The 25,215-nt window shown below is 64.7% G+C and carries 19 protein-coding genes, 1 pseudogene and 1 riboswitch; of the genes and pseudogenes, 10 read left to right on the forward strand and 10 right to left on the reverse strand.

Annotated elements, in window-relative coordinates:
- Positions 1–33 precede the first annotated feature (33 nt).
- Positions 34–152: riboswitch (SAM riboswitch) on the reverse strand.
- Between the two features lie 249 nt (positions 153–401).
- The 4 genes and pseudogenes from ICJ04_RS13135 to ICJ04_RS13150 form a co-directional block, all read left to right on the forward strand.
- A pseudogene (locus ICJ04_RS13135) lies at positions 402–875 on the forward strand (M23 family metallopeptidase); the annotation flags it as partial.
- A 114-nt stretch (positions 876–989) separates the two neighbouring features.
- A complete protein-coding gene (locus tag ICJ04_RS13140) occupies positions 990–2,591 on the forward strand; it encodes a peptide chain release factor 3 (RefSeq protein WP_188324671.1) in 1,602 nt (533 codons plus the stop codon).
- A gap of 85 nt (positions 2,592–2,676) precedes the next feature.
- Entirely contained in the window at positions 2,677–3,315 is a 639-nt protein-coding gene (locus ICJ04_RS13145; RefSeq protein ID WP_188327334.1) for a hemolysin III family protein, read from the forward strand.
- Between the two features lie 721 nt (positions 3,316–4,036).
- Positions 4,037–5,929: an AsmA family protein gene (locus tag ICJ04_RS13150; RefSeq protein ID WP_223203074.1), complete on the forward strand. Its 1,893-nt coding sequence runs from the start codon at positions 4,037–4,039 to the stop codon at positions 5,927–5,929.
- A 43-nt stretch (positions 5,930–5,972) separates the two neighbouring features.
- Here the strand turns inward: ICJ04_RS13150 and ICJ04_RS13155 are convergent, their stop codons facing one another.
- The 3 genes from ICJ04_RS13155 to mtgA are packed head-to-tail and all read right to left on the reverse strand — an operon-like array spanning position 5,973 to position 8,137.
- Complete coding sequence (locus ICJ04_RS13155) at positions 5,973–6,404, reverse strand: CBS domain-containing protein (RefSeq protein ID WP_188324672.1); 432 nt, start codon at positions 6,402–6,404, stop codon at positions 5,973–5,975.
- Positions 6,364–7,383 carry a glycosyltransferase family 2 protein gene (locus ICJ04_RS13160; RefSeq protein ID WP_188324673.1) on the reverse strand — a complete coding sequence of 340 codons (1,020 nt, stop codon included), beginning with the start codon at positions 7,381–7,383 and terminating at the stop codon, positions 6,364–6,366. Before ICJ04_RS13160 ends, ICJ04_RS13155 begins: the two co-directional genes overlap by 41 nt.
- 13 nt (positions 7,384–7,396) lie before the next feature.
- Positions 7,397–8,137 carry a monofunctional biosynthetic peptidoglycan transglycosylase gene (gene mtgA / locus ICJ04_RS13165; protein ID WP_188327336.1) on the reverse strand — a complete coding sequence of 247 codons (741 nt, stop codon included), beginning with the start codon at positions 8,135–8,137 and terminating at the stop codon, positions 7,397–7,399.
- A gap of 80 nt (positions 8,138–8,217) precedes the next feature.
- Between mtgA and ICJ04_RS13170 the strand changes: the two genes are divergently transcribed.
- The 3 genes from ICJ04_RS13170 to ICJ04_RS13180 all read left to right on the forward strand — a co-directional run bounded on the left by ICJ04_RS13170 (position 8,218) and on the right by ICJ04_RS13180 (position 13,085).
- On the forward strand, positions 8,218–9,111 hold the full coding sequence (locus ICJ04_RS13170; RefSeq protein WP_188324674.1) for an Hsp33 family molecular chaperone HslO: 894 nt from the start codon (positions 8,218–8,220) through the stop codon (positions 9,109–9,111).
- Between the two features lie 129 nt (positions 9,112–9,240).
- Positions 9,241–10,089: a hypothetical protein gene (locus ICJ04_RS13175; RefSeq protein WP_188324675.1), complete on the forward strand. Its 849-nt coding sequence runs from the start codon at positions 9,241–9,243 to the stop codon at positions 10,087–10,089.
- Between the two features lie 239 nt (positions 10,090–10,328).
- Positions 10,329–13,085, forward strand: a complete 2,757-nt coding sequence (locus ICJ04_RS13180; protein ID WP_188324676.1) for a TonB-dependent receptor — start codon at positions 10,329–10,331, stop codon at positions 13,083–13,085.
- 157 nt (positions 13,086–13,242) lie between these two features.
- On the opposite strand, the gene ICJ04_RS13185 is transcribed toward ICJ04_RS13180, so the two are convergent.
- The gene (locus tag ICJ04_RS13185) at positions 13,243–13,842 is read right to left on the reverse strand and encodes a TetR/AcrR family transcriptional regulator (RefSeq protein WP_188324677.1); all 600 of its coding nucleotides are present in this window, start codon (positions 13,840–13,842) and stop codon (positions 13,243–13,245) included.
- Positions 13,843–14,018: 176 nt separating this feature from the next.
- Between ICJ04_RS13185 and ICJ04_RS13190 the strand changes: the two genes are divergently transcribed.
- Positions 14,019–14,936, forward strand: coding sequence for an alpha/beta hydrolase (locus ICJ04_RS13190; protein ID WP_188324678.1), 918 nt, complete (start codon positions 14,019–14,021; stop codon positions 14,934–14,936).
- Positions 14,933–17,413, forward strand: coding sequence for an acyl-CoA dehydrogenase (locus ICJ04_RS13195; RefSeq protein WP_188324679.1), 2,481 nt, complete (start codon positions 14,933–14,935; stop codon positions 17,411–17,413). Before ICJ04_RS13190 ends, ICJ04_RS13195 begins: the two co-directional genes overlap by 4 nt.
- Before the next feature lie 124 nt (positions 17,414–17,537).
- On the opposite strand, the gene ICJ04_RS13200 is transcribed toward ICJ04_RS13195, so the two are convergent.
- Positions 17,538–17,903: a DUF1304 domain-containing protein gene (locus tag ICJ04_RS13200; protein WP_188324680.1), complete on the reverse strand. Its 366-nt coding sequence runs from the start codon at positions 17,901–17,903 to the stop codon at positions 17,538–17,540.
- An 82-nt stretch (positions 17,904–17,985) separates the two neighbouring features.
- The gene (locus ICJ04_RS13205) at positions 17,986–19,326 is read right to left on the reverse strand and encodes an MFS transporter (protein ID WP_188324681.1); all 1,341 of its coding nucleotides are present in this window, start codon (positions 19,324–19,326) and stop codon (positions 17,986–17,988) included.
- 296 nt (positions 19,327–19,622) lie between these two features.
- Between ICJ04_RS13205 and ICJ04_RS13210 the strand changes: the two genes are divergently transcribed.
- A complete protein-coding gene (locus ICJ04_RS13210; RefSeq protein ID WP_188324682.1) occupies positions 19,623–21,005 on the forward strand; it encodes a serine hydrolase domain-containing protein in 1,383 nt (460 codons plus the stop codon).
- 131 nt (positions 21,006–21,136) lie between these two features.
- Here ICJ04_RS13210 and ICJ04_RS13215 read toward each other — a convergent pair whose 3' ends face one another.
- From ICJ04_RS13215 to ICJ04_RS13230, 4 genes are all read right to left on the reverse strand, one after another.
- On the reverse strand, positions 21,137–21,718 hold the full coding sequence (locus ICJ04_RS13215; protein WP_188324683.1) for a hypothetical protein: 582 nt from the start codon (positions 21,716–21,718) through the stop codon (positions 21,137–21,139).
- Positions 21,719–22,527: 809 nt separating this feature from the next.
- Entirely contained in the window at positions 22,528–22,923 is a 396-nt protein-coding gene (gcvH, locus tag ICJ04_RS13220) for a glycine cleavage system protein GcvH (RefSeq protein WP_188324684.1), read from the reverse strand.
- A gap of 94 nt (positions 22,924–23,017) precedes the next feature.
- Positions 23,018–24,130: a glycine cleavage system aminomethyltransferase GcvT gene (gcvT, locus tag ICJ04_RS13225; RefSeq protein ID WP_188324685.1), complete on the reverse strand. Its 1,113-nt coding sequence runs from the start codon at positions 24,128–24,130 to the stop codon at positions 23,018–23,020.
- 649 nt (positions 24,131–24,779) lie between these two features.
- Positions 24,780–25,214, reverse strand: a complete 435-nt coding sequence (locus tag ICJ04_RS13230) for an NfeD family protein (protein WP_188324686.1) — start codon at positions 25,212–25,214, stop codon at positions 24,780–24,782.
- Between the last annotated feature and the right edge of the window lies 1 nt (position 25,215).

The raw sequence follows: 25,215 nt of genomic DNA on the forward strand, positions 1-25,215 counted from the left end.
TCGCGTCCAAGCGGCACCCACGGGTGCACGCTCGAACCATCTTCCGGTAGACACGACAGTCCCCGCAGGATTTGGCACCTACGCCGACGCTTGCGCGCCTGCGGGCTGCCCCGGCTTCAAAGGGCCTGTCCCTCTGCCGGTCTCGATGGTGGAGCCACGATGCCAGCAGATTTTCGGCCTGTCAATCCTTTCATGCGGATGAAGAGATGGGCTAAAAGCGACGTGACCCTGGGCCCGTACGGCAAGGTGCGGCCTGCTAGAGTCCGACGTCCCCCTTTCCCGGCCGCTTCATGCGTCGCCTGCTGCTCTGCCCCGTCCTCCTGCCATTGTTGGCCCTGTCCAGCCCTGCCTCTGACTGGCGCAGTGGCTGGGGACTGACGGCTGGCGGGCACGACGCACCCGTCGCCTACCAGCTTCCGTTCGATGAACGACGCTTCAGTGTCGGTCAGGCGCCCGAGGGCCGATTCAGCCACCGCGATGCGGAGAACCGCTTCGCCGTGGATTTCACCCTGCCCGAAGGCACGCCGGTGCTTGCTGCCCGCGCCGGACGCGTCACCCGCGTGCAGTCAGGCTTCAGCGGCAACGGACTGGCACCGCGCGACCGCGAACGGGCGAACTATGTCCGCATCACCCATGACGACGGCAGCATGGCCGTGTACGCCCACCTGCTGCAGGACGGTGTCACGGTGCGCGAGGGTCAGTACGTGGACGCCGGCCAGCGCATCGCCCTGTCCGGCAACACCGGCTACAGCACCGCTCCGCACCTTCACTTTGCCGTCCAAGTACAGCAGGGCACCCAGCTGCACTCCATCCCGGTGCGCATCGTCACCCCCCGCGGCGAACTCCACTTCGCAAAAGGGGACGGAGGGGATTAAGACGCATCTGGCCTCCGACATGGCCAGATGCGTCTTAATCCCCTCCGTCCCCTTTTTCGGCGATAATCATCGGCTTACTTCATTGATCTGCGCCCCGGGCGGGCGCCCCCTGCCATGTCCGATGTCGCCACTGAAGCCGCGCGCCGCCGCACCTTCGCCATCATTTCCCACCCCGATGCGGGCAAGACCACGCTGACCGAAAAGCTGCTGCTGTTCGGCGGCGCGATCCAGATGGCCGGCTCGGTCAAGGGCCGCAAGGCCGCGCGCCATGCGACGTCCGACTGGATGGCGCTGGAAAAGGAGCGCGGTATCTCGGTCACCTCGTCGGTGATGCAGTTCCCCTACGAAGGCAAGATCGTCAACCTGCTCGACACGCCGGGCCACGCCGACTTCGGCGAGGACACCTATCGCGTGCTGACCGCGGTCGATTCGGCGCTGATGGTGATCGACGTCGCCAAGGGCGTGGAAGAGCGCACCATCAAGCTGATGGAGGTCTGCCGGCTTCGCGACACGCCGATCATGACCTTCATCAACAAGCTGGACCGCGAAGGCAAGGAACCGATCGACCTCCTGGACGAGGTCGAAAGCGTGCTGGGCATCCAGTGTGCGCCGGTGACCTGGCCGATCGGCATGGGCCAGCGCCTGAAGGGCGTCGTGCACCTGATCAGCGGCGAAGTGCATCTGTACGAGCAGGGGCGCAACTTCACCCGCCAGGACTCGACCATCTTCCCCTCCATCGACGCACCGGGACTGGCCGAGAAGATCGGCGCGCAGATGCTGGCCGAACTGCGCGATGAACTGGAACTCGTACAGGGCGCCAGCCATCCGTTCGACCTGGATGCTTACCGCGCCGGCAAGCAGACGCCGGTGTTCTTCGGCTCGGGCGTGAACAACTTCGGCGTCCAGCCGCTGCTGGATTTCTTCGTCGAACACGCGCCGTCGCCGCAGGCACGCGCCAGCACCGGCCGGGACGTCGCGCCGCAGGAAAACAAGCTCACCGGCTTCGTGTTCAAGATCCAGGCCAACATGGACCCGCAGCACCGCGACCGCGTGGCCTTCATGCGCGTGTGTTCGGGACGTTTCGCCGCTGGCATGAAGACCCTGCATGTGCGCACGGGCAAGGACATGAAGCTGGCCAACGCGCTGACCTTCATGGCCAGCGACCGCGAGATCGCCGCCGAGGCGTGGCCGGGCGATGTGATCGGCATCCACAACCACGGCACCATCTCCATCGGCGACACGTTCACCGAGGGCGAGGCAATCACCTTCACCGGCATCCCCAACTTCGCTCCGGAATTATTCCGTCGGGCCCGCTTGCGCGATCCGCTGAAGCTCAAGCAGCTGCAGAAGGGCCTGGCGCAGCTGTCCGAAGAAGGCGCCACCCAGTTCTTCCGTCCGCTGATGAGCAACGATTTGATCCTGGGTGCGGTGGGCGTGCTGCAGTTCGACGTGGCGGCCTACCGCCTCAAGGACGAATACGGCGTGGAAGCGGCCTTCGAACCAGTCGGTGTGGTCACCGCGCGCTGGGTCACCTGCAGCAACGAAAAGAAGCTGGAAGAGTTCCGCGAGAAGAACGCGCTGAATCTGGCGGTGGATGCGGCCGGTCAGCTGGTGTATCTGGCTCCGACCCGCGTCAACCTGCAGCTGGCGCAGGAACGTGCGCCGGACGTGCGCTTCTCTGCTACCCGCGAAGCGGCGTATACCGCTACGTCCTGAACCCGCGTCTGGCCGGGCGTGCACGCACCGGCCATCGCGGCGATGATAGGGGGGATGCAGGACCCCCTCCCTGCGACCCCTCTCACTGTCCATGACCTCTGTTGAATCAATCCGCGAGGAAATCGCGAGCGCACTGACCCACGGACTGGGCGCGGTAGCTGCGTTGGCTGGCAGCGCCGTGTTGATCACCCTGGCTGCCATCCATGGCGACGGCTGGCAGTTGTTCAGCTCGATCGTGTTCGGGGTGGCGCTGTTGCTGCTATACACGGCCTCGACGCTGTATCACGCGATCCAGCACCCCGTGGCGAAAGGACGGTTGAAAGTATTCGACCACTGCGCGATCTACCTGCTGATTGCCGGCACCTATACGCCCTTCATGCTGATCGGTCTGCGCGGTCCGTGGGGCTGGGGCATGTTCACGGCGATCTGGATCCTCGCGTTCGCCGGGGTGGTGTTCAAGCTGTTCTTCACCGGTCGGTTCAAGGCCTTGTCCACCGGCATCTACATTGCGATGGGCTGGCTGATCGTCGTGGCGATCAAGCCGATGCTGGCGGCGATCGACATGTGGACGCTGGGCTGGCTGCTGGCGGGCGGCCTGTCGTACACCTTGGGTACGTACTTCTATCATCGTGAATCGATCCGCTACTCGCATGCGATCTGGCATCTGTTCGTGATCGGCGGCAGCGTCTGCCACTTCGTCGCCGTCACCGCGCAGGTGCTGTGATTTTCTGCGCTGCGCTTGGCTTTTAAGCGAAAGCAACAGCAACAGCAACGGCAACGGCAACAGCAACAGCAACGTCTGCAGGGCCGTGTGCTGGTGGGGCGGTGTGGGTTGGCGGGGGACGGCAAAAACTGCGTCCATGCGTGCCTTGTTTCGCGCCATCCATGGCGCTCAACACCCCCGCCAACCCACCCCGCCCCACCTTCGACATATCCACGGTGGCCATGGTGTCGGTAGCGCCGACCCATGGTCGGCGGTTTCTTTGGGGAATGGGGTCGGATGGTTTCCGCCGAGCGTGGCTCGGCGGAATGTCCCCGCCAAGGGCCCGCTGCACTCGCCGACCATGGGTCGGCGCTACCGCTTTTCTTCTTTTTTCATACGCGGCGGGCGGCCACGGAACCTGTCGGGGGCCGGGCGGTGGGGCGGGGCGGGGGCGTTGAGTGCCATGGATGGCACGAAACGAGGCCTGCATGGATGCGGCTCTTGCCGTCCCCCGTCCCGCCCCACCGCCCGGCCCCACGCTCGTAGCCTGTTGTCAGAGCACACCGCGAGGGGGGTCTCACCCGTTCGACAACCCTCACCTGCACGTAATCCGAATGCCCCATTCGCGCTATGTGCACGATGAACGGGCAACCATGCGGCTGTGAATGCCACCCTGCCCCCTGAAACCAGCCGCCCGGTTCGCCGGCGTTTCCGTCGTCCCGGCAAGCGCGGCCAGCGCTGGCTGGCGGTGCTGGTGTTCCTGATCGCCGCCGTCTTGCTGCTGATCGCGCTGTGGGACTGGAACTGGTTCAAGGGCCCGGTGGAGCGTGCCGTGCAGGCAAAAACGGGGCGCGCGCTGCATATCGGCAACCTGGATGTCGACCTTGGCCGCGTGACCACCATCCGCGGTGATTCCGTCACCTTTGCCAATGCAGAGTGGGCCAAGCGCCCGCAGATGGTCAGCGCCGACCGCGTGGAAATCGACGTGCGCGTCTGGCCGCTGCTGCGCGGCAGCGTACAACTGCCGGAAGTACGCCTTACCCGTCCGGACGCGTTGTTGCAGACCGCGCCGCGCGCGGACCAGGCGGGCAACTGGGATTTCATGGGCGAAAGCAGTGGCGGCGAGCCGTTGCAACTGCAGCGGCTGTACATCGATGACGGCCGATTGCAGTTTCTGGATGAGCGGGGCCGTACCGACATCCAGGTGTCGGTGCGCAGTGGCAAGCCGAAGCAGGCCGATGCCGCACCGCCGTTGCTGGTCGGCGGCAAGGGCTCATGGCAGGGCAATGCCTTCACCCTCAACGGCAATACAGAATCACCGCTCGAGCTGACCAACAGCGGCCATCCCTTCCGCATCCATCTGGACGGGCGAGCCGGTGGCACGCATGCGGTGGCCAGCGGCACGCTGATCAATCCGTTCCAGTTCCAGACCTTCAGCCTGCAGTTCCGCCTCAGCGGCCAGGATCTGGAAGACCTGTATCCGCTGGTCGGCATCGCCTTACCCTCTACCCCGCCCTATCGGCTGGACGGGCAGCTGACGCGCGACCACCAGGTCTGGCAGTACCAGAAGTTCAACGGCCGGGTCGGCGACAGTGATCTCGGCGGTGATGTAAAGGTGGAGGTTGGCGGCGAGCGCCCGCGACTGACCGCCAACCTGGTCTCCAAACGCCTGGATTTCGATGACCTCGCCGGCTTCATCGGTGCGCCGCCGAAGACCGGTGGCGACGAAACCGCGAATGCCGAGCAGAAAGCGGAGGCCGCGCGCTTGGCCGCAAAGCCGACGATCCTGCCCGACACGCCGTATGACCTCGGCAAACTGCGCGCGATGGATGCCGACGTTCGGTTGAAGGCGCAGCGCATCAATGCCCCCAGCCTGCCGCTGGATGACATGGATGCCCACCTGAAGCTCGACGATGGCCTGTTGCGCCTGGAGCCGCTCAACTTCGGCGTGGCAGGCGGCGACATCCGCAGCACGATCCGCATGGATGCGCGTCGGCCCCAGATCGCCACGTCGTTGAAAGCCAGCGTGCGTCGGGTGCAGCTCGGCCAGTTGTTCCCGGATGCGAAGCTGGCCGAGCAGGCCTCGGGCGGCATCGGCGGTGAGATCGACCTGAGCGGCAACGGCAATTCAATCGCCGCCATGCTGGGCAGCAGCGACGGCACCGTTGCCATCGGCATGGGCAAGGGCCACGTGGGCAACCTGATCATGGAACTGGCCGGCCTGGACGTCGCCGAATCGTTGAAATTCCTGTTCACCGGCGACCGACAGATCCCGTTGCGCTGTGCCTTCGCCGACTTCGGCGTGAAGGATGGGCGCATGGACAGCCGTGCCCTGGCGGTAGACACCACCGATACGCTGATCGTCGGCGAAGGCAGCATCAACCTGAAGAACGAGCAGATGGACCTGCTGCTGAAACCGCGTCCGAAGGACATCAGCATCCTGGCGCTGCGTTCGCCACTACGCATCGACGGCACGTTCAAGGACCCGTCGTTCCGTCCCGATTTCAAGGCACTGGGCCTTCGCGGCGCGATCGCCCTGGCGCTGGGCAGCATCGCGCCGCCGGCCGCGTTGTTGGCCACGTTCGAGCCCGGTCCGGGCAAGGACAGTGACTGCGGCGGGAAATACGCCCGCTGAGGGAGACGGGTGGCGGCGGCCGCTGGCCGCCCCCCGTCGTCGGTCAGCCGGCGACGATGTACTGCTGCAACTGCTCCAGCTCCCGCGCCTGCGCGTCAATCACCGCCTTGACCAGATCGCCGATGGAGATCACGCCCAGCACGCGGCCTTCCTCCACCACCGGTAGATGGCGGATGCGATGGTCCGTCACCAGTTGCAGGCAGTGCGCGACCTGCGAATCGGGCGATACCGTCACCACCTGCGAGGTCATGATGTCCGCCACGCGTGTGTCCCGCGAGGAGCGGTCACGCAGCACGATCTTGCGCGCGTAATCGCGCTCGGAGAGGATGCCCGCCAGCTGCGGCCCCTCCATCACCAGGACCGCGCCGACGCCCTTTTCCGCCATCAACTGGATCGCATCGAATACCGCCGCCTGTGGCGCGACGGCGTGCACTTCAGGAGACTTGCCGTCCAACACCTGCCGAACCGTGGTCATCTGCCTGCCCTCCGAGGGTGGGTTGCAGGTTCGAGTCTGCCACGGACGGGCCTATGCAGGTGTCAAGCAGGTACAGCGGCCGCTGCTTGGACTCTTCGTACAGCCGCCCCAGGTATTCCCCGATCAGTCCGAGCGCGATCAGCTGGACCCCGCCAAGGAACAGGATGACCGCCATCATCGTCGGCCAGCCGGCGACACGGTCGCCGTACAACGACGCTTTCACCACCACGCCCACGGCGAACAGGAAGGCACCGGCCGCGGTCAGCATCCCCAGATACGTCGCCGCCCGCAGTGGCACCGTGGTGAAACTGGTGATGCCTTCCAGCGCGAAGTTCCACAGGCGCCAGAGGCTGAACTTGCTGGTGCCGGCCACCCGCGCATGCCGTTGATAGGGCACCGCGATACGGTTGTAGCCGACCCAGCTGAAAAGGCCTTTCATGAAGCGATGGCGCTCGCGCAGTTCCCGCAGCGCCTGCAGCGCGCGAGGCGACAACAAGCGGAAATCCCCGGTATCGGCGGGAATCGGCGTCGGCGACATGCGGCCGATGATGCGATAGAACATGCCGGCGGTGGCTCGCTTGGTCCAGCTCTCGCCCTCGCGCGCCAGGCGTGTCCCGTACACGTTGTCATAGCCTTCGCGCCAACGTGCCACGAAGGCAGGAATCAATTCGGGCGGGTCCTGGCAGTCCGCATCCAGGATCATGGCGGCGCCGACAGACACCTGGTCCAGCCCGGCGGTCAGCGCGGCCTCTTTGCCGAAGTTGCGCGACAGACGCAATGCCGACACGCGGGGGTCCTGGCGGGCCAGCGTTTCAATGCACGCCCAGGTCGCATCGCTGCTGCCGTCGTCGACATACAGAATGCGGCCGGTCACATCCGGCATGTCGGCGAAGACCGCCGATACGCGCGCGTGCAGCTGCGGCAGCGCGGCCTCTTCATTGAAGGCAGCGACGACGACGGTCAACGGTTCTGGGTTCATCGTCGGATTGTACTCAGTCATCCTGCAGGTACGCGCCGCCGCCCAGCTGCCGCGCCTGCCGTTGGATCCACGCCGCGCGCCGCTGCACATAAGGGCCCGGCTGCGCAGCGTCGTAACGCCGGGGTGCCGGCAGCACGGCGGCCAACCGAGCGCTTTCCGCAGGGGTCAGACGCGACGCATCCTTGTTCCAGAACTGCCGTGACGCGGCCTGGGCACCATAGATGCCGTCACCGAACTCGGCGATGTTGGCGTACACCTCCAGAATGCGGTGCTTGGACCAGAAGGTCTCTATCAGCAGCGTGTACCAGACCTCCAGCCCTTTCCGCAGCCAGCTGCGGCCCTGCCACAGGAACAGGTTCTTGGCCACCTGCTGGCTGATCGTGCTGGCCCCGCGCACGCGTCCACCCCGCGCATTGTGATCGCGGGCTTTCTCGATCGCCTGCAGATCAAACCCATTGTGCTGCGGAAAGCGCTGATCTTCCGCAGCCACCAGCGAGATCGGCAGGCTCGTTGCCATCTTCTGCAGATCGCGCCATTCATAGTGCAGGCGGTAAGCGCCATCACCCTGCCCCAGCGCTTCGCCATAGCGCCACAGCATCACCGTAGACACAGGCGGGTCCACGAAGCGCAGCACCAGCACCTGCAGCACACTGAACGCGGCCAGCACGACCGGCAGCCACAGCAGACGCCGCCAGCGCCAGCGGGAGGTGCCGGCGGCCTGCACTGCCTTGAGGTTGTCGTCCCCTGACCCCATTGATGGCTCACTCATTTCTTCATCGGTTGTCGGCGCATTATCCGGCAACCTCACCTTCTTATATACGTGCGGCCCCAACCATGACCGATCAGAACGACTCCCTGTTCCGCTTCCTGCTTCCCGATGCCGGCGTGCGCGGTGTACACGTACGCCTGCACGAGACGTGGAAACAGATCCTGTCGCATGCGGACTACCCCGCCCGTGCGGCCGGCATGCTGGGCGACGCTACCGTGGCGGCCGCCCTGTTCACCGGCCACACCAAGGTGGACGGCCGCCTGTCGATCCAGTTGCGCAGCAGCAGCTCTCTGCGCACCCTCTTCGCCGAATGCACCGCCGCCGGTACGCTGCGCGGCATCGCCAAGCTGGAAGAAGGCCAGGACGCGCCGGCCAGCCTGGATGGACTGGGCGATGACGCGGTGCTGGCCATCACCATCGAGAACCCGGGCCTGGATCCGCGCGAACCGCAGCGCTATCAGAGCCTGGTCGCGCTCAGCGCGCCGAACCTGGACGAGGCATTCGAGGACTACTTCCGCCAGTCCGAGCAGTTGCCGACGCGCCTGCTGCTGGCGACCGACGGCGAACGTGCCGCCGGCCTGCTTATCCAGAAGCTGCCTGGCGAAGAGGGCGACCTGGACAGCTGGACCCGCATCAGCGCCCTGTTCGAGACGCTGGGCAAGGCCGAACTGCTGGCCACCTCGGCGGAGGACCTGGTCTACCGGCTGTTCCATGAAGAGCAGCCGGAGCACATGGGCGACAAGCCGCTGCGCTTCGAATGCACCTGCTCGCGCGAACGCGTGGCGGGCATGCTGCAGTCGCTGGGTGAGGAAGAAGCCCGGGCCGCCGCCGAGCCCACCGGTGCGGTGGAGGTCCGTTGCGAATTCTGCGGGAAGGAGTATCACTTTCCTTTGACGGAATTCGGGATACTGTTCCACGGTGGCGGTACTTCCATCCCGGCACCTGAGCGACTTCAGTAAAGCAGGCCAGCCGCTGGCGAGCTCGTGTTCTGGGGAGGACAACGACTTGTTAAAGAATCATAAACAGCCTACGCTCCAAATCCCGCTCCGGCGGGAACTTGCCATGCATCTGACTGTCTGACTGGACTCATGACTACATTCCTGCGCCAATCGCTTGCACTGCTGATCGCCCTCGGGGCGGCCTCCGGCGTGCACGCGCAGGCCAAGGACACCCGCACCGTCATTCCGGTATGGAACAAGGGCAGCGGCAAAGTAGAGGCCCTGCTCTATCTGGAGCCGACCGGTGAGCAGGTAGCCGGTGCACGCTGGCATTTTGGTCGCAGCTCGCTGGATGCGGCCTTCGGTCTGTCCTCCGGTGATTCCCTCGGCCTGCTGTGCAACAGCAGCCGTGGCACGAACATCAGCGGATTGGCCAGCCATTGCATGCTGGCCAGCCTTGGCGACGACGAAGACACTTTGTCACGGCGCTTCAGTGGCACCGCCGCATTCAACCGACCGGGCGGGCGCGTTGGCCTTACCGTCGGCAGTGGACGTGAAACCCTTCCCGGTTGGTTGTCAGGCCCGAACAAGGCGACGTCGCTGCGCGCCGAGCAGAACGACCTGACCGTCTTCGGCCAGAAGAACATCGGCCGCGAAGGCTTCGTCTCGATCGGCGGTACCTATGCGAAGGCCCGTCTGGTTCCGTTGGCGGATGTCGCGCCTTCGATCGTCGACCGCTGGGACAGCAAGAGCCTGAGCATCGGCGCCGGCTACGGTAATTTCAGCGGAAACATCATCGGACGTGTGGTCGACGTGCCCGGCCAGCCCGGCAAATGGGAAGGCCTGGGCGTTGGACTGACCTGGCGGACCCCGTGGTCCGGCCAGCTGACGGTTGGCGCGGAAAACGTGGTCAGCCGGGGCAAGAATCCGTTCTCACCGCGCAATGAGAGCAACGATGACGGCACGGTTCCGTACGTACGGTACGAGCAGGACCTTTAACCCCCTGTTATTAAAGCATTTTTTTTGAAAACGCCCCGACTTTCGGGGCGTTTTCGTTTGTGCGCGACCTGAACGGGTTTGCCGAATTTCACCAAAATCACGCGAATCATTAACAAAGCTTTAATTTTGCAAAAGACGGAAGTAGTATCGGGACCAGCCCAGCGAAACTTGGAAGCGCCTTTCGCCTCCTTCGCGGGCCACACCACGTAGTTACCAAGACCACTTGGAGAGAGAGTCCAATGAACCGCAACAGCAACACACTGCGTGACGCCGTCGTCCTGGCGCTGATCACCAGCGCTGCCGGCACGGGTACTGCCATCGCGCAGGAAGCCTCGGGCACCACCAACCTGGACCGTATCTCGGTCACCGGTTCGCGCATCAAGAGCACCGACGTTGAGACCTCCCAGCCGGTTCTGAGCCTCACCCGCGCAGACATCGAAAAGCAGGGCGTGACCTCGGTTGCCGACATCCTGCAGCGCGTCGCCGCCAACGGCGCCGCACTGAACCGTACCTTCAACAACGGCGGTGACGGTTCGTCCGGCATCAGCCTGCGCAACCTGGGCAGCTCGCGCACCCTGGTGCTGGTCAACGGCCGCCGCTGGACCACCGGCCTGGACGGCAGCGTCGACCTGAACACCATCCCGGTGGCCATGGTCGAGCGTATCGACGTGCTGAAGGACGGCGCTTCGACGATCTACGGCTCCGACGCCATCGCCGGCGTGGTGAACATCATCACCAAGCGTGACTTCGACGGCGCGGAAGCCAACTTCTACAAGGGCCAGTACAGCGACGGCGACGGCGAGCGCGAAGCCTATGACTTCACGCTGGGCACCACCACCGATCGCGCATCGGTGATGATCGGCGCCTCGTACGTCAATGAAAAGGAAGTCATGGCGGGTGATCGTGCGATCTCCGCTGGTGGCCCGCCGTTCTTCAGCGGCCAGAGCGGCACCGGCATCCCGGGTTCGTACGTCCGTAACGGCACCCGTCGCATCATCATCGATGGCACGGAAGTTCCGTTCGTCAGCAACGTGCACGGCTACAACACCTCGCCGGACAACTACCTGCTGACCCCGAACGAGCGCACCTCGCTGTTCGCTGCCGGTTCGTACAACATCACCGACAACGTCACCTTCCGTACGGAAGCGATGTACAACGAGCGCAAGTCCGAGCAGCTGCTGGCCGCCATGCCGGTGACCGGCATGACCCTCAGCGCCGACAGCGTCTACAACCCGTACGGCGTCGACCTGACCGGCGTGAACCGCCGCTTCAACGAGACCGGCGGCCGTTCGTTCAACCAGAACGTCAAGAACTGGCACTTCTACGGTGGCTTCGAAGGCTTCTTCGAGTTTGCTGACCGTACCTTCGATTGGGACGTCGGCTACCGCTACGACAAGACCGACCAGAACGACCTGACCTACGGCCTGCTCAACGTGGCGCGTCTGGACGAAGCCTATGGCCCGTCCGAGATCCGTGGCGGCGTGCCGGTCTGCGTCACCGCCCCGGGCGGCGACGTGATCACCGGTTGTGCCCCGATCAATCCGCTGGGCGGCCTGGGCTCGATCAGCCCGGAAGCGCTGGAGTACACCACGTTCACCGCGCATGACTCGGCGACCCAGGAGTCGAAGGGCTACTACGCCAACATCTCCGGTGAAATCGTGCAGCTGCCGGCCGGTGCGCTGGGCTTCGCGGCCGGTTATGAATACCGCAAGGAAAGCGGCCAGTTCGACCCGGATGCGTTCATCGCATCGGGCCTGAGCACCGGCAACGGCGCCAGCCCGACCAAGGGTTCGTACGATCTGGACGAAATGTACCTGGAGCTGTCGATCCCGGTGCTGGCCGACCTGCCGGGCGCCCAGCTGCTGGACTTCAGCGTGGCGACCCGCTACTCCAAGTACAGCAACTTCGGTAACACCACGAACAACAAGTTCGGTTTCCGCTGGAAGCCGATCGACGACCTGATGGTCCGTGGTAACTACTCCGAAGGCTTCCGCGCAGCAAGCATCAACGATCTGTTCCGCGGCAACACCGATTCGTTCGAAACCTACGCCGATCCGTGCGCCGCCGCCAACCTGCCCACCGGTGCCGTTCTGGCCCAGTGCCAGGCGCAGGGCGTGCCGGCTGGCCTGGTCCAGCCGGGTACCGATGGCGACGCAGGTCCGCTGCAGACCGTCGAGCCGTTCACCTGGACCTCGAACCCGAACCTCAAGCCGGAAACCTCGACCAGCAAGACGCTGGGCCTGGTCTTCAGCCCGAGCTTCGTGCAGGGCCTGAACGTGACCCTGGACTGGTGGCAGATCAAGATCGAAGACGCGATCACCCGCCCGTCGATCGACGACATCATGGACCGCTGCTACGGCGGCACCGCGCAGGAACAGGCAGCGTACTGCGGCCTGATCACGCGTGACCCGAACTACGGCACCACCGCCGAGAACGGCGCCATCGTCAATGTCGACATGCCGCTGCAGAACCTGTCCTCCTACAAGGTGGAAGGCTGGGATCTGGGCATGCTGTACCGCCTGCCCGAGTTCTCCTTCGGCCAGTTCACCATCAGCTGGGACAGCACGTACCTGAGCAAGTGGGAAACGCAGGCAACGGCCGACTCGGCAGTTGAAGGTCGTCAGGGCAAGTACCTGAACCAGGATCCGTACTGGCGCATCCGTTCCAATCTGTACCTGGATTGGAGCTACCAGGACTTCGGCATCAACTACGGTTTCCGCTACAAGTCGGGCATGACCGAAGCCTGCCTGCTGGGCGCCGCAACCCGCGCATACTGCTCGGATGCTGTGAACCGCGAGAACCACATCAGCTCGACCGTTTATCACGACGTCCAGTTCCGCTACAACACCCCGTGGAACGGCACCGTCATGGTGGGTCTGAACAACGTGTGGGACAAGGATCCGCCGCAGTCCTACGCCGTGTCGTACAACATGTTCGACCCGCAGTACGACCTGCCGGGCCGCTACATGTACATGCAGTACAAGCAGAAGTTCTGATCGATCCACTGATCGGAAATGTCTGATGCAACGGCCCCGAAAGGGGCCGTTGTTGTTTGTGCGGTCTGCGCCGGCAAGGCGGGGATCGCAGCCACAAAAAAGCCGCGCTGGTGCGCGGCTTCGGGTAACGCGAATCTGGCGCCGGATCAGCCCGGGATCAGCCCGGGATCAGCGTATCGATCACATGCTCCACGTACGCCTCGAACTCTTCACGCGCCTGCTTCGGCTGCTGCAACTGCAACGACAGCTGCAGGAAGCCGACATAGGCCGCATAGGCCAGGCGCGCGCGATGCCGCGCATCGGTCGAGCTCAACCCGGCCTGGCGGAATGAGGCAATCAGATAATCCATGCGACGCTGCGACACGCGGTCGATCACCGGGCGCACCATCGGGTGGTCCAGCGCCTTCAGCAACTCGCTGTAGATGATATGTGGCTGTACTTCATGGGCCACGACCTGGAACAGCTGGCGCAGGCGCACCCGCGGATCCGGCACCTCTTCCAGGCTGCCGAACACCTGCTCCTGTTCGAACAGTTCCCAGCGCTCCAGCGCCGCCTGCAGCAGCGCATCGCGGGACGGGAAATGCCAGTAGAAACTGCCCTTGGTCACCCCAAGGCGGCGGGCTAGAGGCTCCACCGCCACCGCGCTGACGCCCTGCTCGGCAATGAGATCAAGGGCGGCCTGGGCCCAGTCTTCCGCACTGAGGCGGCTGTTGCGTCCAGCGCGCACGTCGCTGGCAGGAGTTTCGGATTCGCTCATCCGCTGATTTAACCATACGCAGGGGTTGGTTGCAGTATGAAGGCAGGCGCATTGATGCCGCCCGGTAGCGCCGAGCCACGCTCGGAGGTTGGTTGCAGTTGGCTTTTCCAAGCCCGCTGCGATGCACCATACGTCGGAGTATTGACTTCCCTCGCAGGCACTCCATACTAATAGGTATGGTTACCCCTACCCCCTCCGTCACCCTCAACGATCTGCGCTTGGACGCTGCCCACGGCGCGACGTTGGCCGTATCGGCCGAGACGACCGGACGCCGCGGGCCCGTGCTGTTCGCGCACGGGTTCGGGCAGACCCGTCACGCATGGACGCCGGCGGCGCACGCGCTCGCCGCCCATGGATTCCAGACCCTCGCCTATGACGCACGCGGCCACGGTGATTCGGACTGGAACGCACCGGATGTGCCTTATCACGGTGACCAGTTCGCCGATGACCTGATCGTGCTGGCGGGCGAGCAGACCCGGCCGCCCGTGCTGGTGGCTGCGTCGATGGGCGGCCTGTTCGGCCTGCTGGCCGAATCGCGTTGGCCCGGCCTGTTCTCCGCGATGGTGCTGGTGGACATCACACCGCGCTGGGACACCGCCGGTGTCGAACGCATTCTTGCCTTCATGACCGCGCATCCGCAGGGATTCGCGTCACTCGCAGAGGCGGCGGATGTCATCGCGGCCTATCTGCCGCATCGGCCACGCAAAGCGGACGATTCCCTTCGCGCCCTGCTGCGCGAAGACGGCCACGGCCGTTGGCGCTGGCACTGGGATCCGCGCCTGGTGGCTGAGCTGGTGCGTGACAGTGAACAGCACCAGGATGCACTCGCAGCGGCGGCGAGCAAGGTGAAGTGCCCGCTGCTGCTGGTCAGTGGCGGACGCAGTGATCTGGTGACACCGCAGACCATTGCCGATTTCCTTGCATTGGCACCGCATGCCACACACGTACAGCTTCCGCAGGCCACCCACATGGTGGCCGGCGACGACAACGACGCTTTTACCGCTACTGTGTTGAACTATCTGGACGTGTTGCCGCCGGCCTTGGCCGCAGCATCGTCCGCCGAACCCGAGCACGTCACCGGAGTACGCTCATGAGCATCGTTCTTCCCTTCCTTGCCCTTCTGCTGGCAAGTGCATTTGCGGCCTATCACCGCATGCGCCTCATTACGTGGACGATCATCAGCGTGGCCGTGTTGGCCGTGTGCTGGTTCGTCCCGTATATCAACCAGACGGCAACGATCGTCGCCGCTGCCATCGTGGCGGTCATCGCGATTCCGCTGCTGCTGCCCTTCGTCCGCAAGCCGCTGCTGACCGCGCCGATGATGAAGGTGTTCCGCAAGGTGCTGCCGCCGCTGTCGCAGACCGAGCGGATTGCCTTGGAAACCGGCTCGGTCGGTTTCGAAGGTGAGCTGTTCACCGGCGACCCGGATTGGAACATCCTGCTGAACTATCCCAAGCCGCAGCTCACCGCCGAAGAACAGGCCTTCATGGACGGCCCGGTGGAAGAACTGTGCAAGATGGTCAACGACTGGGAAATCACCCATGTCCATGCCGACCTGCCGCCGGAGATGTGGGCCTTCATCAAGAAGAACCGTTTCTTCGGCATGATCATTCCGAAAGAATATGGCGGCCTTGGCTTCAGCGCGCTGGCCCACCACAAGGTGATCCAGAAGCTGGCCTCGGTGTCGTCGGTGGTCAGTTCCACCGTCGGTGTGCCGAACTCGCTCGGTCCGGGTGAACTGCTCAACCACTACGGCACCCAGGAACAGAAAGACCAGTACCTGCCGCGCCTGGCCGATGGCCGCGAAGTGCCCTGCTTCGGCCTGACCGGCCCGTTCGCCGGCTCCGATGCGACGTCCATCCCCGACTACGGCATCGTCTGCCACGGTGAGTGGAACGGCGAGCGCGTGCTGGGCGTCAAGCTGACCTTCGACAAGCGCTACATCACGCTGGCCCCGGTCGCGACCCTGATCGGCCTGGCCTTCCGCATGTACGACCCGGACAAGCTGATTGGTGACACGCGCGACATCGGCATCACCCTGGGCCTGCTGCCGCGCGAAACGCCCGGCGTTGAAGTCGGCCGTCGCCATTTCCCGCTGAACTCGCCGTTCCAGAACGGCCCGATCAAGGGCAAGGATGTCTTCATCCCGCTGACCCAGCTGATCGGCGGCGCCGCCATGGCCGGCAAGGGCTGGAACATGCTCAACGAATGCCTCGCCGTGGGCCGCTCGATCACCCTGCCCTCCACGGGCAGCGGCGGTGCGAAGGCCGGCGCGGTCATCACCGGTGCGTACGCACGCATCCGCAAGCAGTTCGGCCTCTCGGTCGGTCGCTTCGAAGGCGTGGAAGAAGCCTTGGCGCGTATCGGTGGCAAGGCCTACAAGATCAGCGCGCTCGCCCAGGCCACCGCTGCGGCGGTTGACCGCGGCGATGTGCCGTCGGTGCCGTCGGCAATCGCCAAGTACCACTGCACCAGCATGAGCCGCGAAGTGATCTCGGACATGATGGATGTGATCGGCGGCAAGGGCATCATCCTGGGGCCACGCAACTTCGCCGGCCGCAGCTGGCAGGCCGCGCCCATCGCGATCACCGTGGAAGGCGCGAACATCATGACGCGCAGCCTGCTGATCTTCGGCCAGGGCGCGATCCTGTGCCACCCCTGGGTGATGAAGGAAATGAAGGCCGCGCAGGATCCGGACCGCAAGGCCGGCCTGCAGGAATTCGACCGCAGCCTGTTCGGCCACATCCGCTACGGCATCTCCAACGCCGTGCGTTCGTTCTGGTTCGGCCTGACCGGCGCGCGCTTCGGTGCCGCCCCGGGCGATGCCTACACCCGCCGCTACTTCCGCAAGCTGGACCGCTACTCCGCCAACCTGGCGCTGATGGCCGACATCTCGATGATGACGCTCGGCGGCAAGCTGAAGTTCAAGGAATCGCTGTCCGGTCGCCTTGGTGATGTGCTGAGCCATGTCTACATGACCAGCGCCATGCTCAAGCGTTACCACGATGAAGGCGCACCGCAGGCTGACCAGCCGTTGCTGGCCTGGGGTTTCCACGACAGCGTGCACAAGATCGAAGAGTCGTTGTCGGCGGCGCTGCGCAACTTCCCGATCCGCCCGATCGGTTGGTTGATGTGGCTGTTGATCTTCCCGCTGGGCCGCCGTGCCGAAGCGCCGGGCGACCGCCTGAGCCGGCGCGTCGCCGCCCTGCTGATGGCCCCCAACGAGGCCCGTGACCGCCTGGCCGACGGCGTGTTCCTGACGCCGTGCGAGAACAACCCGGGTGGCCGCATCAACAGCTACCTGGCCAAGGCCATCATGGCCGAGCCGGTGGAGCGCAAGTTCCTTAAGGCGCTGAAGAGCAAGGGCATCGAGGCGCTGGACTACAACAAGCAGCTCGACGAAGCCGTGGCCGAAGGCGTGCTGACCCAGGACGAGCGCACCCTGTTGGACGAACTGCGTGCGATCACCCTGGAGGCCATCACGGTAGATGACTTCGATACCCATGAACTGCGTTCGGCGGGTTACTACGATCTGCCGCGCAAGGAATCCGGTTCGCAGCAGGCAGCCTGATCACGTTGGAAAATGAACAAAAAAACGGCGAGCCTCGGCTCGCCGTTTTCCATTGCAGCGTCGCGCCATCCCGGGCGAGCGACCCGCACCACGCGGCTGAGAGACCGTCGCCGCTGGCGCGGCGTTACAACCGGCTGCCTGCGTGCCAGATCGCGGCCAGCGCCAGCAGTGCCGGCAGTGCCTGCACATAGAAGATCCGCTTGTTGACGGACCATGCGCCGTAGCAGCCTGCCACGACCACGCAGACTAGGCAGAAAATGGTGATCTCGAAATGCCGGACCAGTCCCACCAGGATGCCGGCCGCCAGGAAGCCGTTGTAGAGCCCCTGGTTGGCCGCCAGCACGCGCGTGGCCTCCGCCTTCTCCGGCGTGTTGCGGAAGGTCTTCAAGCCCAGTGGACGCGTCCACAGGAACATCTCCAGCACCAGGAAGTAAACGTGCAACGCGGCTACCAGCAGCGTCAGGGAAAGGGCAACGGAAATCCAGAACATGACGGTCCTTCTGAGAGTTGGGTGAAGTGAGCAGCGCCCTCACCGGTAGCGCCGAGCCATGCTCGGCGAGCGCAGCGACAGGCTATTGATCGCGCGGCAGCTTCTTTTCTTCGCGCAGCACGCCGAACGCGGCCACGGTCATCATGCCGGCCACCACCACACCGCCGACGAACACCAGGTGCGGGCCCATCAGCGTCAGCGCCTTGTGCAGCCAGGCGAAGCTCAGGTCGGCACCGCGGTAGACCACGGTGTCGATGGCCGCACCGGCCTTGTAACGCCACTGGCGGTCAACGCGCGTATAGATCGTCTCGCGCGCCGGCTTGAACAGCGAGAACTCGCTGGCGCGGGTAACGATCTGCACCACCGCTACCAACAGCGGCAAGGGCGAAGCGGCAAGTACCGAGAAGCCGACGATGATCGCGAAGGCCGGGATGAGCAGGGCCGGCGCCACGCCATGGCGCGACAGCAGCCAGCGCGTCAGGCCCAGCTGCACCAGCAGGGTCAGTGCGTTCACCGCCAGGTCGATATGCGAATAGAACGCCGTGCGCGCTTCCGGATCCGGGTAGGCCGCCCGCACGATGGACGCCTGTTCGTTGTACAGCAGGGTGCCTACGCCCACGCCGAAGACCACCAGTACCGCCAGCCAGCGCAACAGCGGCTCACGCGCGATCAGCTTCAGCCCGTCCAGCACGCTGCCGCCCATCGGTTTTTCGCCTGACACCAGTTGCTGCTCACGTTCGCGCAGCACGGCCCAGTGCCGCAGGCGCCAGATGCACAGCAGGCACACACTGAGGAAGCCGGCGGACACCAGCATCAGGTTGGCGATGCCAACCCGCTGCACCAGCGCACCGGTGATGATCGGGCCCAGAAACGCCCCGATGGTTCCCGCCGCGCCGATGTAACCGTAGTACGCCCGTGCCTGCACGTTGGTGAACACATCGGCCATGAAGCTCCAGAACACCGCGACAGCAAACAGGTTGAACACGGTGATCCAGAAGAAGAACGCCATGCCGCGTCCCGGCACGTCGCTGTCGAACATGACGTGGAAACCAAGCAGGGTGACGATGAAGAACCCGTACACCACCGGCATGAACACCCGCCGTGGATGACGGCTGACCAGCCAGCCATATACCGGCTGCAGCACCAGCATGATCAGGAACACGCAGGTGAACAGGAACTGCAGGACGAAATCCTGCAGCGCCACCCCATGGCTGGCAAACCAGGCGATCAGCGAAGGCGGAAACACTTCCTGCATGTCCGACGAGGACGCCATCGCCTCGCGCACCGGCCGCAGCACGTAATACCCGCTGAGCAGGCAGAAGAAATACAGGAATGACCACCACAAGGCGGGCGTCTCGCGCAGCGCCTGCGTCAGTTGCCGTACCGGTCCGCCCACGGTGGCAGGTGCCAGCGGCGCGCTCACGTGTCACCCGGCGCGCGCGTCAGGCGGCAGCAGGAAGGCATGGGCGACTCCGGATGCGGGGAAGCGCGTACGGTATCCAATGCACTGCAACATCGCCAGCATCGCGGGCCGGTCCAGACCGGATGTCCCCCGTACACCAACAGTACCGCTGCGCATGGCAGCGCTCATGAGCGCTGCTTTTGCCCCTCAAATCATCGATTATTCAATAAGATGCGCATTCATCTTCGCTTTGTTTGTGCAATGACGAAAAGCGGGGATAGAATCGGTCACAGCAGTCGCGCTCGGGTCCCGATCTAATGAACAAGAACAGCCGCCGTCGTCCGTTCCGTACGGCGGCCACCGAAATGCTGGGCATGTTGATGCCCGTTGCCCTGTCCACCACCGCGCAGACGTCGGCGCTGCCGCCGATGCCGGCCAACATCGAAGTGGCAGCCGCTGCCCCGGCGCATACCCAACCGGCGGCCTATCGCACCGGATTGACGGCCAACCCACAGGCCCCCGCCGCCGGCTTCAATGTCAGCCAGATCGAATCGATGGCCCAGCAGCTGACTTATGGCGAGCGTGTGCCGGGCATGGCCGTGGCCATCGTCCAGGGCGGTCGCATCCTCAGCGCGCGCGGCTACGGGGTCACCGACGTCAACAATCCCCTGCCCGTCGATTCGCACACCGTATTCCGCCTGGCCTCGTTGTCCAAGGCCTTCGCCGGCACCATGGCCGGGTTGCTGGTCAACGATGGCACCCTGCGCTGGGACAGCAAGGTCACCGACTACGTGCCCGGCTTCCAGCTCACCACGCCCGAGGCCACCGAACGGCTGACCGTCGCCGATCTGCTCAGCCATCGGGTGGGCCTGCCGTACAACGCGTATGACCGCGATATCGAAGCGAATGCGGAGTACTACACGCTGACCCAGAAGCTGGGGTCCACGTCGTTGAAATGCCTGCCGGGTGATTGCTATGCCTATCAGAACGTGGCCTACAGCCTGATCGGCGATGTGGTCTACGCCGCCTCCGGCAGCTTCTACGAACAGGCGGTGGAACGCCGGCTGTTCAAGCCACTGGGCATGGACGATGCCAGCCTCGGGCTGGCGGGCATCCAGGCCAGCTCGCGCTGGGCGCGCCCGCACGTGCGCAGCCGCAACGGCTGGGTCTCGCTGACGCCCAAGCCGACCTACTACCGCCTCGCACCGGCGGCGGGCGTCAACGCCAGCGCCAACGACATGGCGCAGTGGCTGCTGGCACAGACCGGACATCGCCCTGACGTGCTGCCCGCGCCGCTGCTGGCCACCCTGCACGCCTCGCTGGTCAACACGCCCGGCGAAATGCGCTCGGGCTGGCGCCGTGAGCGCCTGCGCTCGGCCGGTTACGCACTGGGCTGGCGCAACTTCGATTACGCCGGTCACGAAGTGGTGTTCCATGCAGGCGCCGTGCAGGGCTACCGCGGCCTGGTGGCGCTGGTGCCGGAACGTGACCTGGGCATCGCCATCCTCTGGAACGGCGAAAGCAGCCTGCCCAGCGGACTGCTGCCCACCGTGCTGGATGCGGCCATGGGCCTGCCGACCCAGCGCTGGCTGGATGTCGATACCGATTTCGGCAGCGACAGCCTGATGGCGGAAGGCGCACCGGCCCAGGACAAGCGCAAGGGCGCCTCCTCCAGCCGCGCTACAGCCTCACCCCGATAAAGGAACAAAAAAAGGGGACGGAGGGAATTAATATCGATTAATTCCCTCCGTCCCCTTTTTGCTGCATAAAAAAACCCCCGCTCCGCTGGGCTGTCGGAGAGGGGGCTTCAGGTATCGCTATCGGGACGTGCTTAGATCAGCGGCGCCGGGGTTGCGGGCAAGGCCACCGGAGCGGACTTCTTGCGACGGACCGGGGTCTTGCGCGCTGCTTTCTTCGCAGCCGGCTTCTTCGCGGTGGCCTTCTTCGCCGCCTTCTTGGCGGTCTTCTTTACGGCCTTCTTCGCGGTCGCCTTTTTCGCGGTCGCCTTACGCGCGGTTGCCTTCTTGGCTACCTTCTTGGTCGCCTTCTTGGCGGTCTTCTTGGCCGCAGCCTTCTTTACCGCTTTCTTGGCGACCTTCTTGGCGGGCTTGCGCGCGACCTTCTTGGCAGCCTTCTTCGCGGTGGTCTTCTTCGCGACCTTCTTGGCGGTCGCCTTCTTGGCTACCTTCTTCGCGGTCTTCTTTACGGCCTTCTTCGCCGTTGCCTTCTTCGCGACCTTCTTGGTTGCCTTCTTTACTGCCTTCTTCGCCGTTGCCTTCTTGGCGACCTTCTTCACTGCTTTCTTGGCAGTCGCCTTCTTCGCGACCTTCTTCACTGCCTTTTTCGCAGCGGCTTTCTTGACTACCTTCTTCGTCGCCTTTTTGGCGGCGGGCTTCTTCTTCGCAGTGGCCATGGGATGGCTCCTCGTCAGTGATGGAGAATTGAAACGCCCAGGTAAATCGAACCCGCCGGATGGGTTGGCGGGGACCGCCGACGCGTACCACGCGTCGTGACGGGTGCTGCGGTGCCCGCTTCGATCGGCGAGGCTGGCATCGCGGCAGAACGGATGGTGCGAATCTCCGGGGGAAGCTGTGCCGACTCCACCGTCGCTCGACGTGCAGTGGATGTCCGGGTTGTGCTTCGCGCCTGTCGGTTGATCGGGTGCACTCGGTTTCGAAGAAAGGTCCGTTGGGCGAAACCTAATCACGCTTTTTTGGGCTGTCAACAACCCCAAGCAAAAACTTTCACGCAGAACCCGCCTCGCGCCTGCTCGATCACTGCAGCGCAGGGAGGGCACCAGCGCCCCGCGAGGGCCTTGCGCGCCTTCGACGGCGCGACGCGCAGCGCCTCGGTCGCGCGCGAAAGTGCTTTAAACAAGTCATTTTCAAAAATGGCGTGCAACGCATGCGTTGGCGCGTACGTTACCCGTGGGCAAACGTATCGCTGCAACCTGGTTACCGGAACACTTCGGAAACGTGCCGTTATTTTTTCACACGAATGAAGCCGATGCGCGTGGTGCAAACGCGGTTTTGCGCAAAACTTTTCCGCTTTACGCGACCAGCAGGTGCAGGGTTCCGACCGCACATCGAACGGGCGTGGGTGACACGCATGCCATCAGCGCGCGGTCGGCGCCGGTCCGGCGCAAGAGAAAACGCATCACGCGGCGGCCAAAAAAAAGACCGCCCCTGGGGGCGGTCCTTCGCTGCAACCGGTCAACCCCGATCAGTGATCGTCGTCTTCCAGCACCTCGGCGTAGTCGTCCGGACCGAGCAGCTCATCGAGCTCACCCGCACCCGCGGCATCGACCACATACAGCCAGCCTTCGCCGTACGCATCTTCATTGATGGTCTCCGGCTTGTCAGCCAGCGCCGAATTGACCTCGACGATGGTGCCGGTGACCGGGCTGTAGACGTCCGAAGCCGCCTTGACCGATTCGACAACGGCGATGGCTTCGCCCGCCTTTGCCTCGATGCCGACTTCGGGCAGCTCGACATAGACCAGATCGCCGAGGAGGCCCTGGGCGTGGTCGGAAATGCCAACGGTGATGCGGCCGTCGGACTCGACGCGCGCCCACTCGTGGGACTTGAGGAACTTGAGGTCGCCGGGGATCTCGCTCATGACACTGCTCCAGGAATACAGGGTGTGGAAAAAACGCCGCTAGTGTAACCAACCGGCCGGGCCTGCTGGCAGGCCCGTGCCGACAAACCTGCGATCACGCCTCGCCCAGCACACCGGCCTGCGCTTGCCCTTCGCGCACGAACGGGAACTTGACCACGCGCACGGGGACGGCGCGGCCGCGGATGTCGACGGTGACGTCGCCCAGTTCACCCGCAGGTACGCGGGCGAAGGCGATGCCCTTGCCCAGCGTGGGCGAGAAGGTGCCGGAGAGGATTTCGCCCTGGCCGCCTGCGGTCGTTACGACCTGACCGTGGCGCAGCACGCCCTTTTCGTCCATCACCAGCCCGATCATCTGCCGTGCATCGCCGGCGGCCTTCTGCGCTTCCAGTACATCGCGGCCGATGAAATCGCGGCCCTCATCCAGCGATACCGTCCAGGCAAGCGCCGCCTCGTACGGCGTGATCGCTTCGTCCATGTCCTGGCCATACAGGTTCATGCCGGCTTCCAGCCGCAATGTATCGCGCGCGCCCAGACCGGCCGGCTTGACCCCGGCCTTGATCAGCTTGTCCCAGAACGCGACGACCGCATCCTGCGGCAGCAGGATCTCGAAACCGTCTTCGCCGGTGTAGCCGGTACGCGCGACGAACAACGGCACGCCATCGGCGGCGCTTACCTGGGTGGCGGCGAAGCGACCGAGCTTGGCCAGTGCGTCCTTGTCGTCGGTGTCGACCAACCCGCCTACCGCGTCACGGGCCTGCGGCCCCTGCACGGCGAGGATCGCCAGATCCGGACGCTGCTGCACGCTGACGGCAAACGGGATGGCCTGTTCGGTAAGCCACGCCAGGTCTTTTTCGCGCGTCGAGGCATTGACGACCATGCGGAAGAAATCATCGGCCACGTAGTAGACGATCAGGTCATCGATGACGCCACCGCGCGCATTGAGCATGCAGGAATACAGCGCCTTGCCTGGGCCCTTCAGCTTGTCCACGGAATTCGCCAGCAGGCGACGCAGGAACGGCTTGACCTGATCACCCCGCAGATCGACGACGGTCATGTGGCTGACATCGAACACGCCGGCCTCGCGGCGCACCAGGTGATGCTCATCCAACTGCGAACCGTAGTGGATGGGCATGTCCCAGCCCCCGAAGTCGACCATCTTTGCGCCGAGGGCGCGGTGGGAATCGTTGAGCAGCGTCTTCTGGGTCATGACCGGTCCGGCAACTAGGAAACAAGACCCCCATTATCCCAGATAGCACGAGGGCGCTGCGCGCTGCACTGCAGAAGTAAAGGCAAGGGCAAGGGCAAGGGCAAGGGCAAGGACAAGGGCAAGGGCAAGGGCAAGGGCAACGGCCACGGCAACCGCATAAGCCACAGGGCTGCATGTTGGCGGGGCGGGGTGGAGTGGCGGGGGACGGCACGAGCCGCATCCTGCGGGCCTCGTTTCGCGCCATCCATGGCGCTCAGCGCCCCCGCCACCCCACCCCGCCCCACCTTCGACAGGTCCACGGTGCTGCGTTGGTAGCGCCGCCCCATGGTCGGCGGATTCGCTGGAAAATGAGGTCTGATGATTTCCGCCGAGCATGGCTCGGCGCTACCGATGACAGCAGGCTGTCTGGTGGAGGGAGCCCCTGAGTCAGGGGCGGCCGCGAAGCGGCGGGGTGTGGGTGCTGGTGAGACGGGGCCCGCGGTTTGCGAAGCAAAGCGTGGGAGCGGCAGCGCGAATGCGATGACGTGGACCCCGCCATGGATGGCGCGAAACGAGGCACGCATGGACGCAGCTTTTGCCGTCCCCCGCACAGCCTCACCGCCCGGCCCCAAGCAAGCAACCTCCGGTCACAGCCATCCGCGAGGGGGGCTCACCCGTTCGCTTCCACCTGCAGCACACCATTGACCACGGCCACCACGCGCACCGGCGTGCCCGCCGCCAGCTCCGGTCCGGTGACCTGCCACGACGAATCATCGATGCTGACCCGCCCCTGCCCGGCCACGATGCCCTGCTGCAGCACCGCCACGCGGCCCACCAACTGCGCGCTGCGGCGGTTCAACAGCGGCGCATCGCTCTGCCGGCCGTGCGTCCTGCCCCAGCGGCGATACGCCTGGATGGCGACCACGCTGAGGACCACGAACGCAACCACCTGCCACAGCACCGGAATGCCGGGCACCAGTGCGGTGATCAGAAACACCGCCGCCGCGCCGATGCCGATCCACAGCATGAACGCACCCGGTGCCATCGCTTCGGCAGCGAACAACAGCAGCGCCAGTGCCCCCCATCCAACGACTTCCCAGCGCATG

Source organism: Stenotrophomonas sp. 169, assembly GCF_014621775.1.
Taxonomy (GTDB): domain Bacteria; phylum Pseudomonadota; class Gammaproteobacteria; order Xanthomonadales; family Xanthomonadaceae; genus Stenotrophomonas.

Excerpts from the sequence above, each read along its gene's own strand:
- ICJ04_RS13155 (WP_188324672.1), bottom strand. The coding sequence starts at position 6,404 with ATGACCACGGTTCGGCAGGTGTTGGACGGCAAGTCTCCTGAAGTGCAC.
- ICJ04_RS13200 (WP_188324680.1), bottom strand. The coding sequence starts at position 17,903 with ATGTTCTGGATTTCCGTTGCCCTTTCCCTGACGCTGCTGGTAGCCGCG.
- gcvH (WP_188324684.1), bottom strand. The coding sequence starts at position 22,923 with ATGAGCGAGATCCCCGGCGACCTCAAGTTCCTCAAGTCCCACGAGTGG.
- gcvT (WP_188324685.1), bottom strand. The coding sequence starts at position 24,130 with ATGACCCAGAAGACGCTGCTCAACGATTCCCACCGCGCCCTCGGCGCA.
- ICJ04_RS13175 (WP_188324675.1), top strand. The coding sequence starts at position 9,241 with ATGACTACATTCCTGCGCCAATCGCTTGCACTGCTGATCGCCCTCGGG.
- ICJ04_RS13180 (WP_188324676.1), top strand. The coding sequence starts at position 10,329 with ATGAACCGCAACAGCAACACACTGCGTGACGCCGTCGTCCTGGCGCTG.
- ICJ04_RS13185 (WP_188324677.1), bottom strand. The coding sequence starts at position 13,842 with ATGAGCGAATCCGAAACTCCTGCCAGCGACGTGCGCGCTGGACGCAAC.
- ICJ04_RS13170 (WP_188324674.1), top strand. The coding sequence starts at position 8,218 with ATGACCGATCAGAACGACTCCCTGTTCCGCTTCCTGCTTCCCGATGCC.
- ICJ04_RS13160 (WP_188324673.1), bottom strand. The coding sequence starts at position 7,383 with ATGAACCCAGAACCGTTGACCGTCGTCGTCGCTGCCTTCAATGAAGAG.
- mtgA (WP_188327336.1), bottom strand. The coding sequence starts at position 8,137 with ATGGGGTCAGGGGACGACAACCTCAAGGCAGTGCAGGCCGCCGGCACC.
- ICJ04_RS13190 (WP_188324678.1), top strand. The coding sequence starts at position 14,019 with ATGGTTACCCCTACCCCCTCCGTCACCCTCAACGATCTGCGCTTGGAC.
- ICJ04_RS13210 (WP_188324682.1), top strand. The coding sequence starts at position 19,623 with ATGAACAAGAACAGCCGCCGTCGTCCGTTCCGTACGGCGGCCACCGAA.
- ICJ04_RS13140 (WP_188324671.1), top strand. The coding sequence starts at position 990 with ATGTCCGATGTCGCCACTGAAGCCGCGCGCCGCCGCACCTTCGCCATC.
- ICJ04_RS13195 (WP_188324679.1), top strand. The coding sequence starts at position 14,933 with ATGAGCATCGTTCTTCCCTTCCTTGCCCTTCTGCTGGCAAGTGCATTT.
- ICJ04_RS13215 (WP_188324683.1), bottom strand. The coding sequence starts at position 21,718 with ATGGCCACTGCGAAGAAGAAGCCCGCCGCCAAAAAGGCGACGAAGAAG.
- ICJ04_RS13230 (WP_188324686.1), bottom strand. The coding sequence starts at position 25,214 with ATGCGCTGGGAAGTCGTTGGATGGGGGGCACTGGCGCTGCTGTTGTTC.